Origin of the sequence: Larkinella fluvii, from assembly GCF_051857545.1 — a bacterium.
Taxonomy (GTDB): Bacteria; Bacteroidota; Bacteroidia; order Cytophagales; family Spirosomataceae; genus Larkinella.
Map to the genome: position 1 here is coordinate 790,720 of NZ_JBPZHB010000001.1, position 17,598 is coordinate 808,317.

Consider the following 17,598-nt stretch of genomic DNA (forward strand, 5'->3'; position numbering starts at 1 on the left):
ATGATAAAGTATTCCGGCTGCATTCGCCCTTTATCATTTTACATTCATCATTTGATATTTATCATTCATTAACTTTTCATTCCGAACGCAAACTCTTCACCGGATTCATCAACGCGGCTTTGATACTTTGGAAGCTGACGGTTAATAAGGCGATGCCAATCGCCAGCAAACCCGCCAGGGCAAATACCCACCATTCCAGGTCGATTTTGTAGGCGAAATCCTGAAGCCAGTGGTTCATGCCGTACCAGGCAATGGGCGACGCGATCAGGATCGAAATGCCCACCAGTTTCAGGAAGTCTTTCGACAGCAGGGCCACGATGCTGGCGACCGACGCGCCCAGCACTTTCCGGACGCCAATTTCTTTGGTGCGTTGCTCCGCCGTGAACGTTGCCAGCCCGAACAGACCCAGGCAGGCAATAAAAATGGCCATGCCCGAAAAGCCCAGAAATAGCCCACCTTTCTGCTCGTCGGAGCGGTATTGCTCGGCGAAAGTCTGGTCCAGAAACGTGTATTCGAACGGCTGATTGGGATTAACCTCCTCATAAACCGCCTTCACATACGCCAGCGCAGCCGGGATGTTCCGGGGCATCACCCGTACCAGCAGGTTATCACCCCGGTCCGGGTGTAAAACCAGCACCAGTGGTTCGATTTTGTTGTGCAGGGAGCGCAGATGAAAATCACGGATGACGCCGGCAATGGGTATTTTCCGGGTGTCAAACTCAACGAGTCCGGCCGTGCGGTTTTTCCAGCCCAATCGCCGGAGCATCGCTTCGTTGACCAGCACCGCTCCGGTCGAATCGCTGGCCAGATCCGGCGAAAAGTTGCGCCCTTCCTTCAACTTGATTTGCAGAACGCTGAGGAAATCGTGATCCACGGAGAAGTACTCTGCACTGACCGGCAGCTCAGTTCCGTTCGCATAAAAACTGAAGGTGGTTTTGTCGTTCATGCCGCCCCCCACCGTACCGTTGGTCAGGCTGGCTCCTTTGATCAGGGAACTCTGCTGTAATTTGGTTTTGAGAACCGCAGCCGTTTGCTGAACCGCTGGTGCTTTGAGCGGGATGGTAAGCACCTGCTCCTGCTGGAAGCCCAACTGCGTATGACGCATGTATTGCAACTGGCGGTTGACAACAAGCGTCCCCACCATCATCACCATGGAAATCGTAAACTGAACCACCACCAGCGACTTCCGCAATAAAGCGCCCTGACCCCGGGCTGTAAAGGCTCCTTTCAATACGGCGGCCGGCTTGAAGCGGGAGAGAATAAAAGCCGGGTAAAGACCACTAACCAAACCGATTGCCAACCCAAAACCAGCGAGTCGAACCCCCGTCTGCACCGTCCACAGGTCGAGCGTCAGCGTCTTGGCAGTCAGGAAGTTGAAAGCCGGAAGCAGGGCATACAGCAACCCCAGGCTGATGAACAGGGCCAGATATGACAGCAAAATGGATTCGGCCAGAAACTGCCCCAGAAGCTGGAGCGGAAGAGAGCCGACGGCTTTCCGGATGCCAATTTCCTTCGCGCGCCCGGCGGAGCGGGCCGTTGCCAGATTGATGTAATTCACCACCGCAATCAGCAGAATGAATAAAGCGATGGCCGAAAACGTGTAGACATAGGCCAGATTACCGCCGTTTTCTTCGCCCATCAACTCCCTCGACCGCAGGTGCATATCGGCTAAGGGTTGAAACGTAAGCTGGAAGCTGACCTGCTTGCCGCCGTCGTCACCTATGCTTGGTGCGATGTACTTTTTATAAAAGGCCGGCATTTTCGCTTCCAGCTTCGGGCGGTCGTCGGGCTGGTGCAGTAAAATGTAGGTCATCGAGTTGAAACTGTCCCATTTGTCCGGGTTAACCCCACTCATTTTCTGGTTCGAATACGGCAATATGGCCTCAAATTTCAAGTGGTGGTTGGCCGGAACATCCCGGATCACCCCCGCGACCGTAACCGGCAAATTGTCTTTCACCAGAACGGTTTTTCCCAGCACGTTGTCCGTTTTGCCAAAGAGATTGACCGCCAGTTTTTCCGTCAGAACCACCTCATTGGGTTGTAGAAAGGCCGTTTGCGGACTACCCTGGATAAATTCGTAGTCGAAAAACGAGAACAGCGTCGAGTCGGCGTAAATACTATTCCTTGCATACAGGGCTTTTTCGCCCGCCCGGAACAGGGTTTCCGAACCCGTTTTTACCCGCAGAACCTTCCGAATTTCCGGGTATTCCCGTTGCAGGGCAGGCCCCATCGGTGCCGAGGCAATGCCCAGCTTGTATTCATTTTCCGCCCATTTGATTTGCAGGTTGATCCGGCTGATCCGGTCGGCGTGGGTGTGATACCGGTCGTAGTTCCATTCGTCGTGAACGTACAAACCCAGCAGGATGGCGCAGGTCATTCCGACGGCTAAACCCAGCAGGGTCAGCGTGCTGTACACCTTGTTTTTAACCAGATTTCGAAAGGCAATTTTCAGGTAATTCCGGATCATGTCAGGATGCAAAAAAAAGGGTGTCTGATTGGTTTCTTTTCGTTTGGCCAACGGTCGTAACAACTTCAAAACGCTCAAGCCATACCGCCAGCGCGCTTTTCGTTCGCCTACGTTTTTAACCCAGTAATCGTAGAGTTCCAGCAAGTCGCCCTGTACCTCCTCCACGGTGTTGGGATCGCCCAGCCAGTCGAGCAGGTTGGTGGCCCAGCGGGGCGGTGGTCCGACGTTTCGGTTTGGATGATCTGGCCGTTTGATGGGCTCCATATTTTTTCAATATCAAATGTTAAATGATGAATGTTAACTCATAAAGAGGCCACCCGCGCGGTGACGAATGATAACGTATCCCGGCGGCATTCGCCCTTTATCATTTTACATTCATCATTTGATATTTAGCATTCATTAGCTTTTCATTCCGAACGCAATGACTTCACCGGATTCATCAAAGCAGCCCGAATGCTTTGAAACGAAACCGTCACCAGAGCAATCCCGATAGCTGTCAATCCCGCCAGTGCAAAAATCCACCATGACAAATCGGTTTGGTAGGCGAATCCTTGCAACCATTTAGTCATCGTCCACCAGGCCATGGGCGATGCAATCAGGATGGCCAAGCACACCAGTTTGAGAAAATCATTCGACAGAAGCCGGATCAAACTGAACACTGATGCTCCCAGCACTTTCCGGACGCCAATTTCTTTGGTGCGCTGTTCGGCCGTGAATGAGGCTAGGCCAAACAAACCCAGGCAGGCAATGAAAATGGCTAAAACCGCAAAATAATTGACCAGTTTGCCCACCACTTCTTCGCTTTTGTATAATTTCTGGTATTCCTGATCAGCAAAGGAATATGTAAATGGAAAGGTCGGATTGAATTGAGTGCAAAGGGCTTTCAGGCTCGCCAGGGCCTGTTTTGTCTGGCCAGGGTGCGTCCGCACCAGCAGGCTACCGTACACATCCTTTTCATTCAACCGAATGATGATGGGCTGGATAGGCTCGTGCAACGACTGGAAATGAAAGTCCTGAACGACGCCAATAATTTTACCCGGTTTGTCCCAGAATGTAAGCGGTTGGCCCACCGGATTTTGGTAACCAATTCGCCGGGCCGCCTGTTCGTTGATAACATAACCGGTCGAATCCGTTGAAAAAGCACGTGAAAAATCTCTTCCTTCCAAAATCTTGACTTTCAGCGTGTTTACAAGGTCGTAGCCGACGCCGACGTGGGTAAACTGGATCTTGACATTCGGATCTTTCCCTGTCCAATTCACATCGCTTGTGTTCTGGGCGATGAAAGTCGGTTGCATATCCATGTGGGTAATCGACTGAATCCCGGGTTGGCTGAGCAACTCCTCCTTCAACATTGTATATTTTGCAGAAAGCCCACCCTCCAGCGGAATGTAAATGAGATTCTCCCGATCAAAACCCAGATTTTTCGTCTGAATGTAGCTTACCTGCCGGTAGACAACGAAGGTGCCGACCATCAGAAAGATCGAGATGACGAATTGAAAAATAACCAGCCCCTGTCGAAACCGGGTGGCCCCGGGCCGAAACTTCAGCATTCCTTTCAATACCTGGACGGGTTGCAAAGATGACAGAAAGAGTGCCGGATAACTGCCGGCCAGCATGCCGGTAATGAGCACGATCCCCGCTAAAGCCAAAACAAAGTCCGGTTCAGAAAACGGCATGGCTATCGTCTTGCCCGTCAGTTGGTTAAAGCCCGGCAGCAGCAACACGATTATCCCCACCGCCACCATAACAGCAAGCAACGTCAGCAAAATGGCCTCGCCAATAAACTGGGCGATCAGTCGGGATCGTTCGGCACCCACGACTTTGCGGATGCCTACTTCCTTCGCCCGTCTGGCCGATCGTGCTGTCGCCAGATTCATGAAGTTGATGCAGGCAATCAGCAATAGAAAAACCGCCACCAGGCTAAACAATCGGACGTATTCAATGCGACCACCCGAAATTTCCCCATTTTCGGTTTCAGCGTGCAGGTATATGTCTTGGAAGGGTTGCAGGAATAGTTCTATATTGAAACTGGCCAGATTTTTAGGATCTATCTGATCGTTATAGTCCCAAAGAAAATTCCTGATTTTGGCTTCAAAAGCCGCTACGTCTGTGCCGGGGTGCAACTGCAAAAAGGCTCTGGGACCCTGGTTTCCCCAATCGTTTGCCCAGCCGTTGCGTTTCTCAAAATCAGCCCAAGAAAGCAGAAAGTCGTATTTGTCACTGCTGTTTGCAGGCAGATTTTCGAAAACCGCCGTCACCTGGTAATTCGCACCGTTGTTGATCTGCATAGCCCGGCCGATAGCCGCTTGCGGACTACCAAAGAAGTTTTCGGCCATTTTACGGGAAATTGCCAGACTATTCGGTGTTTTCAATGCTGTTTCGGGGGTGCCTGCCAGTAAAGGAACACTGAACATCCTGAACCAGTCGGCACCCGCCCAGTTGCCTTTCTCCTTGATTGCTTTGTTGTTGACCGTGAACGTCACCTGGTCGCTCCAGCTAAAACCGGCGGCATAAACGACTTCAGGGAATTTTTTCGGCAGTTCCAATGAAATAGGCCAGGGCGTACTGGATCCGGCCATTCGCTTTCCATCACTGAACTGCCGCTCCATAATTCGATAGAGATGTGGCCCATTGGCGTGGTATCGATCCACCTTCCATTCGTCCCGTACCCACAGAAAAATGAACAGGCTACACGTCAGCCCAAGTGCCAGACCTAAAATATTAATTCCCGAAAAGGATTTGTTGCGCCAAAAATTGCGCAATGCGATTTTGAAATAATTCCGGATCATAGCAGGACTCAGGAAAAAAGAGGTTGAATAGTCTTCTTTTCGTTTGGCCAGCGGCCGCAACAACTTCAAAACACTCAGGCCATACCGCCAGCGGGCTTTTCGTTCTCCCACAGTTTCAACCCAGTACGTGAAGAGTTCCAGCAAGTCGCCCTGCACCTCCTCCACGGTATTGGGATCGCCCAGCCAGTCGAGCAGGGTGGTGGCCCAGCGGGGTGGTGGTCCGACGTTTCGGTTTGGATGATCTGGCGTTTTGGCTGGCTCCATGTTTTTTAATATCGAATATTGAACGTCGAATATCGAAGGTTGGACGTCGGCGAAGCCTCTTCGTTATTTGGTGTTCATTATTCGATATTCGTTATTTATTTTTCACTCACTTCGCAGACTTTTCACCGGATTCATCAAAGCGGCTTTGATGCTCTGGAAACTGACGGTTAGCAACGTAATCACCAGCGCGCCGACACCCGATGCGGCAAAAATCCACCAGGAAAGCTCGGTGCGGTAGTCGTACTGCTGCAACCAGCTACGGAGGAAATACGCAGCGACGGGCGTGGCAATCCCGAAGGCAAGCAAGACCAATACCATGAAGTCTTTCGACAACAAACGCCACAGGTTGAGCACCGATGCGCCCATCACTTTCCGCACGCCAATCTCCTTGGTGCGCTGCTCAGCCACGAACGACGCCAGCCCAAACAAACCCAGGCAGGAAATAAAGATGGCCAAAACCGCAAAGAAGGTCGCCAGCTTGCCAATCCGTTCTTCGGCCCGGAACTTGGCGTCATATTCTTCATCAGCAAATTTGTACTCAAACGGGGCTGCCGGAATCAGCTTTTTAAATACCGCTTCAATTTGGGATAGCGCGTTGCCGGCATCAGCTCCGGGCCTGATTTTGATGTTGATCCAGTTGGGCGAGCCAAACAGGAAGAAAACCGTGGGTTTGATCGGCTTGAAGGGCGACTCCATCACCATGTCTTTCACCACCCCCAAAATCCGGAATTGTTTTTCCACATTGTTGGTCATCCATTGGCTCTTCCAGCGGACGAATTCGCCCACGGGTTGCCGAAAACCCAGCAGTTTGGCGGCTGTTTCGTTAATGATAAACCCGGCGGAATCGGACGCCAGTTCTTTCGAGAAATTCCGGCCCCCACTAAATTGCCAGCCGACGGTTTCGGCGTATTCGGGCGAAACCGTTAGCGTAGCAAATCGCTCGTTCAAACCGGGCGGCATGCCTTTCCAGCTAAATCCCTCATTCGACGACCAGACACCCGTAATCGGGCTTTGCGACTCGGCCACTTCGCTCACCACGCCGGTGTTTTTCAGTTCATTTCGCAGCAACGCAGTTTTTCCGTAAAAATCGTCCGACTGCATCGGCACCAGCAACAACCCGTCGCGGGCGTAACCGACCGGACGGCTTTTCGCAAACTGAATCTGCCGGTAAACGACCAGGGTGCTGATGATCAGCGCAATGGAAACCGTGAACTGCGTCACTACCAGAATCTGGCGGGGTATGGAAGCCGACCGGCCCCGCTGCAACCGCGCCAATCCGCCCCCCTTCAGGACCTGAATGGGCTGAAATGAAGTCAAATACAAGGCCGGATAGCTGCCCGCCAGGAAACCCGTTATCCCAATGAAACCAAGGCAGAACAACCAGAAATAGCCATTCGCCCAGGGAATCGTCATCTGTTTGGCGGCCAGGTTATTGAACCACGACAACGAAACCGTTGCCAGCAGCAGGGCAATCAGAAAGGACAGGAAAACCACCAGCAGGGATTCGCTGAAAAACTGACCCACCAACTGGGAACGACGCGAACCGACGGTTTTCCGGATGCCCACTTCCTTGGCGCGTTTTTCGGAGCGGGCTGTCGAGAGGTTCATGAAATTGATGCAGGCCAACAGCAGCACGAAAAAACCGATCAGGCCCACCATCCAGACGTATTGAACCGGCCCTTTCCCAACCACACCGTTTTTGAAATCCGAATACAAATGCCAGTCGCGCATCGGATGCAGCCACATTTGCGGCCGGGTTGCGGCTTCTTCCTTCATGCTCTCGAGGTGCCGAATGGCGTTCAGTTCAGAGTCTTTGATGGTTGCCGTGGCCTTGTCAAAGTCAGTATTTGGCTGAATTTCCACGTAAATTAAAAGGGCGTGGTTATCCCATTTCTTTTCTCTCATATACCGGTTATGGGCTACAAAATATTCCCAGGACGCCAGAAATTGCGCATCATGGAACTGGGTATTTTGCGGTAAATCTTCATACACTCCGGTCACTTTTACCAGCCAATCTGTATTGATTTTCACCGGTTTATTGATTGGATCAGCATCGCCGAACAGGGCTTTCGCCGTTGAAGCCGACAGCAGAATGGATTGGGGGGCCTGCAAACCCGCCCAGGTGCCTTTTACCATCTTTAACGTCAGCATTTCCGGGGCTTCGGCGCCAATAAATTGCCCTCGTTTCGAGAGCTTCGTTTCACCCGCCGTTAAAATGTGGTCGTCCAGGTGCGTTGAGGTTACGATGTGTTTAAAGGGGCTGCTGTAGTTACTTTTCAGTTCCTGAATAAAAGGATACGGCAGGGATTGCGACGTGTGCAGTTCGCCATTTACCACCTGATTCTGCATTACCAGGGCAATGCGGTCGCAATGCTGGTGATACCGGTTAAACGATAATTCATCGTAAATCCAGAGGCCCGTCAGCAGGGCCACCGCCATCCCTACCGCCAATCCACCCATGTTGATACCCGAATACCCTTTGTGTTTGACCAGATTGCGGAAGGCAATTTTGAAATAGTTTCGTACCATAGCAGGATGTAGGAAAAATGGATTCGACTCGGCTTTTTTTCGGTTGGCCAGCGGCCGCAACAACTTCAACGCACTCAGGATATACCGCCAATCTGCTTTCCGTTCACCAACGGTTTTCACCCAATACGCATACAGTTCCAGCAAATCCCCCTGAACCTCTTCGACGGTGTTGGGATCACCCAGCCAGTCGAGCAGGGTAGTGGCCCAGCGGGGCGGTTTTGGGGTTGGTGGTTTCATAAGGTTTTAATATCGAATAATGAACACTGAATAGAGAATAACGAAGTGAGTGCTCCGGATTCTGGTGTTTGATTTCGATATTCAATATTCGTTATTCATTTTTCATCAGTTATCCTCCCATCAACTGCAACGTCTGCGGAGGCAGGGCATCCCACAACTGCTCACGGATGCTTTTCACTTCCATGAGTGCTTTGCGACCAGCGGCAGTCACCGTGAAAAACCGCTTCCGACGACCTCCGCGCTCGGCCGTGGCTCCGCTCATTTTCGACGACAGATACCCTTTTTCCTCCAGCCGTTGCAGCGTCGTATGGACCGTGCTGAAGCCCACCGCCCGCCCGGTTTTCTGTTCGATTTCCTGCGTAACGGTTACGCCGTACGCACTTTCGTCCAGCACGGCTACCGTCAACAAAACCACCTCTTCAAATTCTCCTAAAAAAGCCCTTTTCATGGCGCAGTGATATGATACGATAATGCCGATCAAATGCAGTGCCAACTGGTAGAAAACCGCTCTAACAGCCGTTAAACGCAGATTCCAGAAAAACCGGATGGAAAATGTGTCCGGTTTTGGACAGGGCGACGTACCAAAACGGACAAGCCGGATGACGAGCCGGCGCCGGTGGCGGGATGAAGAACGAAGCCCTGTACATCGGCGGACAAACGATTGTACGATTTCGGACAAAGAAAGAAGAAATCATTTTGTAAAATACTGTTAGTCAGTGATATAATAGGCTCGGCATGGAAGTTGAGCGACCCAAGGCAACCGAACCGCTTTTCTAACTGGACCTATGCTGAAAAACTACCTGACCATCGCCTGGCGGAATATTCTGAAGGACAAATTCTACAGCCTGATCAATATTCTGGGCCTGACCATCGGGGTCACCTGCGGCCTGTTGCTGTTGCTCTACGTTACCGATGAGTTGAGTTTTGACCGCTACCACAAAAAAGCTGACCAGATTTACCGCATCGTCTCCTACATTACCGAACCCGACAAAATCAACAAGTGGCAGAGCACGCAGCCGCCCCTGGTGACCTCACTGAAACGGGACTATCCCTTCGTGGAAAACTACGTGCGGTTTTTTCCCAACGGCCGGGTGGCCTTCCGGCAGGGTGAGAAGCGGTTTTACGAAGAAGATGTCTACGCGGCTGACTCCACGGTATTCGACGTCTTTACCCACAAATTTATCGAGGGTGACCCCAAAACCGCTTTGGCCCGGCCCGGCAGCGTGGTGCTGACCGAGAAAACCGCCCGGAAATTCTTTGGCGAAGGTACTGCCCTGGGGCAGACGCTGCGTACCAACGACACGACTTCGTATCAGGTCACGGGCGTCATTGAAGACGTGCCCCGAAACTCGCATTTTACGTTCAACGCGCTCCTGTCGCTGAGCCCGAACGAGCGGAAGGCCGACGGCTGGGGCGGTTTTTACATCGTCAGCTACCTGGTTTTGCCGAAAAACTTCGACACCAATATCCTGGAAAGCAAGTTTCCGCAACTGTACGACAAAAACATGGCGTCGATCTTCAAGCGGATGGGCATCAAGATTACGTACCAGTTGCAGCCGCTGACGAGCATTCACCTGTACTCCAAACTCGACGGCGAAGCCAACGGCGATATCAGTTACGTTTACATTTTCAGCGCCGTTGCCTTCTTTATGCTCTTGCTGGCCAGCATCAATTACATGAACCTGGCAACAGCCCGCTCGGCCAAACGCTCGAAGGAAGTGGGGCTGCGGAAAGTGATGGGCTCGCTCCGGAGTGCCCTGATGGCCCAGTTCCTGACCGAGTCGGTGCTGATGACGGTTTTGTCGCTCCTGCTGAGTCTGCTGTTTGTGGCGTTGCTGCTCCCGTTTTTCAATTCGGTTTCGGGAAAAGAGATTCAGTTTCGGGAATTGATTCAGCCGCAGTTTATGCTGATTGCCCTTTCCATTGTCGTTTTTACCGGTTTTATCAGCGGCAGTTACCCGGCTTTTTATCTGTCGTCCTTCGAACCGGCCACGGTGCTGAAAGGCTCGTTCAATGCCAAAGGTGGCAGTTTTTTCCGGAAAACGCTGGTGGTGGTTCAGTTCGCCATTTCGCTGATCATGCTGATTTGTACCTGGATTGTGTACGATCAATTGAACTACATGCGGGACAAGGATCTAGGGTACAACCGCGAGCAGGTGTTGACCATCGACTACCAGGACCGCCAGCCCCGCGACCGCTACAACCGGCTGCGCAGCGACCTGTTGGCCAATCCGAACGTCCGCAGCGTGGCCACGGCTTCGTCGCCCACCAGCAACATTGGCGGGCGGATTATTTTCGGCGTTGAATCCAACGCCGGTCTGAAAGAAATGGGCTTCAAACCGATGGGTGTCGACCATGATTACCTGCAAACGATGGGCATGAAAGTGGTTGCCGGCCGGGCTTTTTCGGATAAAATTCCGGCAGATACGTCCAATGGCGTGCTGGTAAACCAGGCCGCCGTCAAACGCATGGGTTGGAAAGAACCACTGGGCAAGAAAGTGTTGCTGGGCGGTTTGCCGCAGGCCGGTCAGCCAGCTCCGCCGACGGCGCTGGTGGTGGGCGTAGTGAAGGATTTTCACCAGCAGTCGCTCTACATGCCCATCGAGCCGATGATTATGCTGTATCGGCCGAACAACGCCGTAATGCATATAAAAATCGATGCCAAAAATGCCGACAAAACCGTTGAGTTCATTGGTCAGAAATGGCGCGAAATCTACCCGGATCACCTGTTTGAATACCGGTTTCTGGACCAGGATTTCGAGTCGGCCTACAAAGCCGACGAACTGCGGGGCCGGATTTTTACGGCCTTCTCCGGTCTGACGATTCTGATTGCCTGCCTCGGTTTATTTGGCTTGGCGACATTCACGACCGAACAGCGGGTGAAAGAAATCGGCGTTCGGAAAGTGATGGGCGCGTCGGTTTCGAGCGTGGTGCTGCTGCTTTCCAAAGATTTTACGAAGCTGGTCCTGTTCTCATTCCCGATTGCCATTCCGGTCGCCTGGTATTCGATGGACCGCTGGCTACAGCATTTTCCGTACAAAACCGACATCGGCATATGGGTGTTTGTGGTCGCGTGTGTGCTGACGCTACTGATCTGCTGGATAACAGTGGTGTATCAATCCGTCAAAGCCGCCATTGCCAACCCGGTGAAGTCACTTCGTTCGGAATAGAGTTATGCTAAAAAACTACTTCAAAGTGGCCTTCCGCACCTTGTTGCGGCACCGGACCTACAGTCTGCTCAATGTAATTGGGCTGGCGGTCGGGCTGGCGTGCGGTATTCTGATTTTTCTGGTCGTCGGGTTTCAGCTTGGATTCGATGCCTATCATCAGAAAGCTGACCAGATCTACCGTGTGGTAACGGAACTGACCCACGAGACGACCACCTATTCGCGCGGAACGCCGAAAGCACTGGCCGGTGTGTTGCGTCGCGATTACCCCTTCGTTGAGACGGCAGCCCGGATCAAGCGGATGCGGAGCAATTTGCTGAGTATACCCCGGGCCGACGGCGGTTTTCTCCGGAAGTTTCAGGAAGAACGTACAGTCTCTTTTGCTGATCCCGATCTGTTCGAGGTATTTGATTTTCAATGGAAAACCGGTACGCCAAAAAATGCTTTGACCGCACCGAATTCCGTGGTGTTGACGGAAAAATACGTCCGCAAATACTTCGGAGACGCCAACCCGATTGGCCGGACCCTGCGACTGGACAACAGGCTGAATCTGACGGTGACCGGCGTTCTGAGCGATCATCCGGTGGCAACCAATCTGAGCGATGAGGTGTATATTTCCTACAGCACGGTGGCGGGTTTGGATGCTCAGTCTTTGCAGAACTGGGATGACCTCAATAGTGAAGAAATGACCTACGTTACGCTGCCGGAAAATACGCCGGTCAGTCAGTTGGATGCGGTTTTTCCGGACATTGTCCGCAAATACTACACGGGCGAAAATGCTAAAATCTACCAGTTTCATGCCCAACCCCTGAGCGATATCCACTTCGATACCAAGTATGGCGGGCGGATGGATACGAAACTGCTGTATGCGCTGGGGATTGTTGGGGTGTTTCTGGTGCTGGCAGCCTGTATCAATTTCGTCAATCTGGCCACGGCCCAGGCACTCCGGCGCTCGAAGGAAGTGGGTGTCCGGAAAGCGCTGGGTAGCACCCGGGGGCAGTTGTTCCGGCAATTTATGACCGAAACCGCCCTGATTACGCTGGCGGCTGTGGCGTTGGCCCTAGCCCTGGCGCAGACAGGATTACCGCTAGTCAATCAAGCAATGGCGATTTTCAATGCTAATTTTTCGCTGACAGACCTGCTCCAGCCGAAGTCGTTGATGCTTTTTCTGCTGCTGATCGGGTGCGTGATTGGGCTGGCCGGTTTTTATCCGTCGCTCATCGTGTCGGGTTTTAATCCGATAGCGGCTTTGCGCCGGAAAATGACAACCGAGCAGGTGGGCGGCATTTCAGTGCGCCGGGGGCTGGTCGTGGTGCAGTTTTTCATTACGCAACTCTTTGTCATCAGCGTGATTGTCATCATGTCGCAGTTGCGGTATGTCCGAACGATCGATCTGGGCTTTACGAAAGAAACCGTTCTGACCATTCCGGTGCCGACGCCTGATCCGCTCAAGCAGGAAACGCTGCGGAACCGCTTGCGGCAAATCGGGGCGATTCAGGACGTGGCATTCGGCAATGCTCCGCCTGCCTCTTCCATGATCAACGAGAGTTCATTTACATTTGACAACCGGGCCGAACCGGAGAAATTCGAAACCAGAACCAAAATCGGGGATAAAAACTACGTGCCTTTGTTTGGCCTGAAACTGCTGGCCGGCCGTAATTTTCTAACCAGCGATACCGTTGCGAAGGAGATTATTGTTAACGAGATGATGGTGAAGCGGCTGGGGTTGACTTCGCCCGATGCCATTTTGGGGAAACGGATCAACGTCTTGGGCACTGACCGAATGGTGGTGGGCGTGGTGAATGATTTCCACGTCAACTCCCTGCGGATGGCGGTGACGCCGACGGTTATTTTCAAAGATTTTACCGAAAATCGCATGGCCGCCCTGAAAGTCAGTCCGGCTCACCTCGCCGAAACGCTGAAGCAGGTCGAAAAAACCTGGAACGGTTTATTTCCCGAACTGGTCTTTCATTACCAGTTCATGGACGAAATCATGGATCGCTTCTACACCGCCGAAACCATCATGCTGGGTTTTGCGCAGGTGTTTTCCCTGATTGCCATCCTGATCGGTTGCCTGGGTTTATACGGTCTGGTGTCGTTCATGGCCGAATCGAAAACGAAAGAAATTGGGGTCCGGAAAGTGCTGGGGGCGAGTGTCGGGCAGATTCTCTGGTTGTTTGGCCGGGAATTTGGTCGGCTGGTGCTGTTGGGGTTTGCGGTGGCCGCGCCGTTGGGGTGGTGGCTGATGAGCACCTGGCTGCAGGACTACACCTACCGGATTCAAATGGAATGGTGGGTATTTGGCGCAACCGGTTTGCTGGCCAGCCTCATTACGTTGGCAACGGTTTCGGTCCAGTCCGCAAAAGCCGCTTTGATGAATCCCGTTACCTCACTTCGTTCGGAATAGAGTGAAGAATTAAGAGTGATGAGTTAAAAATGCAGTCGCCAACTGCTCAAGCCGTTTTAATTCTTAACTCTTCACTCATAACTAAAAAGTTATGCTCAGAAACTACCTCAAAATCGCCATCCGAAACCTCCGCAAACAGCGGGGCTTTACGTTCATCAATATCTTTGGTCTGGCCACGGGCCTGGCCTGCTGTCTGCTGATTACGCTTTATGTCGTGGATGAACTGAGCTTCGACCGGTTTCACGAAAAAGCCGACCGGATTTACCGGATCAATACCGACATCAAATTTGGCGGAAACGACATGCACATGGCCGTTTCGCCCGATCCGATGGGGCCGACCTTGCTAAAAGATTATCCGCAAGTCGAAAACTTTGTGCGGATACACGGGCGCGGTACGTTTCTCGTCAAGCAGACGGGGCAGACGAATAGCCTGCGGGAAAACGACATCATGTATGCGGATTCGACCCTGTTCGATGTATTTACGCTGCCACTGGTGGTTGGCAATCCGAAGCGGGCGCTGGTCGAACCCAACACGGTGGTGATTAGTGAATCGGCGGCCAAGCGGCATTTTGGCAACCAGAATCCGATCGGGAAAACGCTGCTGTTTGACAATGAGTTTACCTATCGGGTGACGGGTGTCATGCGCGACATGCCGACCAACGCCCATTTCCGTACCGATTTTTTTGTCTGTATGCGGAGTGATAATTATGAGTGGGGACGTTGGCTTAGCAATAACCATCAAACCTACGTTCTTCTAAAAGAAGGTGTTGATGCACAGCAGTTTAGTAGGAATTTTGAAGCCATCATTCAGAAATACGTGGGGCCGCAGGCTCAGGAGTTTGTTGGCGCAACGATCGACCAGTTGCGAAAATCCGGGAACCGGTTCGAATACTCACTCATTCCGATGACCGACATTCACCTGCACTCGAAACAGAACATCGAACTGGCTCCCAACAGCGACATTCAGTACGTTTACACCTTCTCGGCGGTGGCGGTTTTTATTTTGTTGATTGCCTGCATCAATTTCATGAACCTCTCGACGGCCCGCTCGGCCAACCGGGCGAAAGAAGTGGGCGTGCGGAAAGTACTCGGGTCGGTGCAACGGCAATTGATCGGGCAGTTTATGACCGAATCCGTGCTGATGGCCATTCTGTCGATGCTTTTGGCGCTGGTGATCGTCGCGCTGACGTTGCCCTTTTTCAATGACATTTCAAGCAAACAACTGACCATCGATCACCTGTTTAGTCCGCAATTCCTGCCGGTTTTGCTTGCGTTGCCGCTGGGCGTCGGTTTGCTGGCGGGGAGTTATCCGGCTTTTTTCCTGTCGTCGTTCCGACCCATCAGCGTCTTAAAAGGCAAGATCAATCTGGGGCTGAAAAGTGCGGGTTTGCGGAGCGGGCTGGTGGTTTTTCAGTTTATGATGTCGGTGATTCTGATTGTGGGAACGATGGTGGTCTATCGCCAGATCAATTTCATTCAAACGAAAAAAGTGGGTTTCAACCGCAACCAAGTGCTGACCATCAACGAAGCCTACGCGCTGGGAAAGCAGACGCAGGCTTTCAAAGACGAGGTGCGGAAACTGCCCGGTGTGATGAACGGTTCTGTGTCCGGCTATTTGCCCGTACCCTCGAACCGGAGCGACAGTCCGCTGTTTCCGGAGGGTCAGAGAGATCAAAGCAAAGCGGTTTCGACGCAGCAGTGGGGTGTCGATTATGAGTATATCCCGACCTTGGGCATGGAACTGAAAGAAGGCCGGAATTTCTCGCGGGAGTTTGGGGCCGATTCGACCGGAATCATTTTGAATGAGACCGCTGTAAAGGTTTTCGGCTTTAAAAACCCGATCGGAAAACGGGTTTGGCGGATGCTGGACGATGAGGGAAAAGTCTTCAAAACCTACACGGTTATTGGGGTCGTAAAAAACTTCCATTTTGAATCCCTGCGGCAGAATATTGGTTCGGTGGCGTTGATGATGGACCCGAACCAAGGCGCGGTGTCGTTTCGGCTTGGCAGCCAGGACATTCCGGCGCTGGTGAAACAGATTGAAGCCAAATGGAAGCAAATGGCGCCGGGAATGCCGTTTAGTTATTCTTTTCTGGATGATAGTTTCGATGCCATGTACCGCGCCGAACAACGCGTCGGGCAGATCGTGCTGACGTTCTCGGTGCTGGCCATTCTGATTGCGTGCCTGGGGCTGTTTGGTCTGGCGGCTTTCATGGCCGAGCAGCGGACGAAGGAAATTGGCGTCCGGAAAGTGCTGGGAGCCACCACCACCAGCATTGTGGGTTTGCTGTCGAAAGATTTTCTCCGGCTGGTGCTCATTGCCATTCTCATTGCCACGCCCATCGCCTGGTATGGCATGAATGCGTGGCTGAAAGACTTTGCCTATAAGATCGACGTGCCGTGGTGGGTGTTTGTGCTGGCCGGTACGGTTGCGGTTTTCATCGCCTTTGTTACGGTGAGCTTCCAGTCGATCAAAGCCGCTCTGATGAATCCGGTGAAGAGTCTGCGGAGCGAGTAAGCCGTCCGATCCCGGACAATGTTGGAATTGAATAATTTGGTAAGTTACTGATAGAGAGTGTTTTGTTAGTTATGGTATATTCTTTGAGTGTCTTTCATCAGAAACGATGCAACTCTGTTTGTGTATTCTGCATCTTTTACCCAACTCTCAAACAATCTCAAACACAAATACCATGAAACGTTCATCTTTCCTCTTAACCGCTGCGTGTGCCATCGCCTTATCCTTTAATTCCTTCGCCCAGGACAAAGACGAAACGCCGTACGAGACCAAGAATTTCTCCGGTAGCCTGAACACCGTTCGGGTGGAAACCTCCGGCGGTAGCATCTCGGTAGAAGGCAACCAGTCGAGTGGCGTCAAAGTCGAAATGTACGTACGGGGCAACAACTGGCCGAGCAACAAACTTTCCAAAGACGAAATCGACGAACGGCTGAAAGAATACGACATCAAACTGGGTGTTGAAGGCAATACCGTCATTGCAACGGCCAAACGGAAAAACCGGGACAACTGGGACTGGAAACGGTCGATTAGCATTTCGTTTAAAGTATACACGCCCAAAACCTTCGCAACCGATCTGCACACCAGCGGGGGCAGCATCCGGCTGAGCAATCTGGTAGGTAGCCAGAACTTTTCCACCAGTGGCGGAAGCCTGCACCTGACCGGTGTCGAAGGGCTGATCAAAGGCCGGACGTCGGGCGGGAGCATTCACCTGGATCGTTGCCGGAAAGACATCGACCTGGCCACCAGTGGCGGTTCCATCCACGCCGAAGATTCTGACGGCAACCTGGATCTGCGGACCTCGGGCGGCAGTGTTCACTTGGCCAACCTGAGCGGCCGGGTCAATGCCCGCACCAGTGGGGGCAGTGTAAAAGGCGAGGGGATCAAGGGCGAACTGGTAGCCGGTACGTCCGGCGGTTCGGTTCGGTTGTCGGGCATTTCTGGCAGCGTCGAAGCCAGCACCAGCGGGGGCGGAATGGATGTTGAAATTACCAAACTGGGTGAATACGTCCGGCTGTCGGGTGGTCCGGGCAGTGTGAAAGTCCGGATGCCGCTGGATCAGGGTATCGACCTGGATTTGTCCGGAAACCGGGTCGATATTCCGCTGAGTAAATTTGACGGAACGGTAGAGAAAGACCGCGTCCGGGGTCGCTTGAACGGGGGTGGTGTTCCCGTCCGCATCTCCGCCGGCAGCGGGAGTGTGTATGTGAACAGGTAAAAGTTAA

The 17,598-nt window shown here is 52.5% G+C and carries 8 protein-coding genes; 4 read left to right on the forward strand and 4 right to left on the reverse strand.

Annotated elements, in window-relative coordinates:
- Positions 1–76 precede the first annotated feature (76 nt).
- The 4 genes from ACS5NO_RS03100 to ACS5NO_RS03115 all read right to left on the reverse strand — a co-directional run bounded on the left by ACS5NO_RS03100 (position 77) and on the right by ACS5NO_RS03115 (position 8,734).
- On the reverse strand, positions 77–2,731 hold the full coding sequence (locus ACS5NO_RS03100; RefSeq protein ID WP_439413786.1) for an ABC transporter permease: 2,655 nt from the start codon (positions 2,729–2,731) through the stop codon (positions 77–79).
- 143 nt (positions 2,732–2,874) lie between these two features.
- Positions 2,875–5,520 (reverse strand): ABC transporter permease, encoded by a 2,646-nt coding sequence (locus ACS5NO_RS03105; RefSeq protein WP_439413787.1) that lies wholly within the window; start codon positions 5,518–5,520, stop codon positions 2,875–2,877.
- A 102-nt stretch (positions 5,521–5,622) separates the two neighbouring features.
- Positions 5,623–8,286 carry an ABC transporter permease gene (locus ACS5NO_RS03110; protein WP_439413788.1) on the reverse strand — a complete coding sequence of 888 codons (2,664 nt, stop codon included), beginning with the start codon at positions 8,284–8,286 and terminating at the stop codon, positions 5,623–5,625.
- 109 nt (positions 8,287–8,395) lie between these two features.
- The gene (locus tag ACS5NO_RS03115) at positions 8,396–8,734 is read right to left on the reverse strand and encodes a PadR family transcriptional regulator (RefSeq protein WP_114409941.1); all 339 of its coding nucleotides are present in this window, start codon (positions 8,732–8,734) and stop codon (positions 8,396–8,398) included.
- A 337-nt stretch (positions 8,735–9,071) separates the two neighbouring features.
- Here ACS5NO_RS03115 and ACS5NO_RS03120 point away from each other — a divergent pair, with 337 nt between their 5' ends.
- The 4 genes from ACS5NO_RS03120 to ACS5NO_RS03135 all read left to right on the forward strand — a co-directional run bounded on the left by ACS5NO_RS03120 (position 9,072) and on the right by ACS5NO_RS03135 (position 17,591).
- On the forward strand, positions 9,072–11,456 hold the full coding sequence (locus tag ACS5NO_RS03120; RefSeq protein ID WP_439413789.1) for an ABC transporter permease: 2,385 nt from the start codon (positions 9,072–9,074) through the stop codon (positions 11,454–11,456).
- Between the two features lie 4 nt (positions 11,457–11,460).
- A complete protein-coding gene (locus tag ACS5NO_RS03125) occupies positions 11,461–13,860 on the forward strand; it encodes an ABC transporter permease (RefSeq protein ID WP_439413790.1) in 2,400 nt (799 codons plus the stop codon).
- Between the two features lie 91 nt (positions 13,861–13,951).
- The gene (locus ACS5NO_RS03130) at positions 13,952–16,378 is read left to right on the forward strand and encodes an ABC transporter permease (protein WP_439413791.1); all 2,427 of its coding nucleotides are present in this window, start codon (positions 13,952–13,954) and stop codon (positions 16,376–16,378) included.
- 172 nt (positions 16,379–16,550) lie between these two features.
- Positions 16,551–17,591 carry a DUF4097 family beta strand repeat-containing protein gene (locus ACS5NO_RS03135; RefSeq protein ID WP_439413792.1) on the forward strand — a complete coding sequence of 347 codons (1,041 nt, stop codon included), beginning with the start codon at positions 16,551–16,553 and terminating at the stop codon, positions 17,589–17,591.
- The last annotated feature ends 7 nt before the right edge of the window (positions 17,592–17,598 follow it).

Coding starts and splice junctions, on each gene's coding strand:
- ACS5NO_RS03100 (WP_439413786.1), bottom strand. CDS start 2,731: ATGGAGCCCATCAAACGGCCAGATCATCCAAACCGAAACGTCGGACCA.
- ACS5NO_RS03125 (WP_439413790.1), top strand. CDS start 11,461: ATGCTAAAAAACTACTTCAAAGTGGCCTTCCGCACCTTGTTGCGGCAC.
- ACS5NO_RS03115 (WP_114409941.1), bottom strand. CDS start 8,734: ATGAAAAGGGCTTTTTTAGGAGAATTTGAAGAGGTGGTTTTGTTGACG.
- ACS5NO_RS03105 (WP_439413787.1), bottom strand. CDS start 5,520: ATGGAGCCAGCCAAAACGCCAGATCATCCAAACCGAAACGTCGGACCA.
- ACS5NO_RS03110 (WP_439413788.1), bottom strand. CDS start 8,286: ATGAAACCACCAACCCCAAAACCGCCCCGCTGGGCCACTACCCTGCTC.
- ACS5NO_RS03135 (WP_439413792.1), top strand. CDS start 16,551: ATGAAACGTTCATCTTTCCTCTTAACCGCTGCGTGTGCCATCGCCTTA.
- ACS5NO_RS03130 (WP_439413791.1), top strand. CDS start 13,952: ATGCTCAGAAACTACCTCAAAATCGCCATCCGAAACCTCCGCAAACAG.
- ACS5NO_RS03120 (WP_439413789.1), top strand. CDS start 9,072: ATGCTGAAAAACTACCTGACCATCGCCTGGCGGAATATTCTGAAGGAC.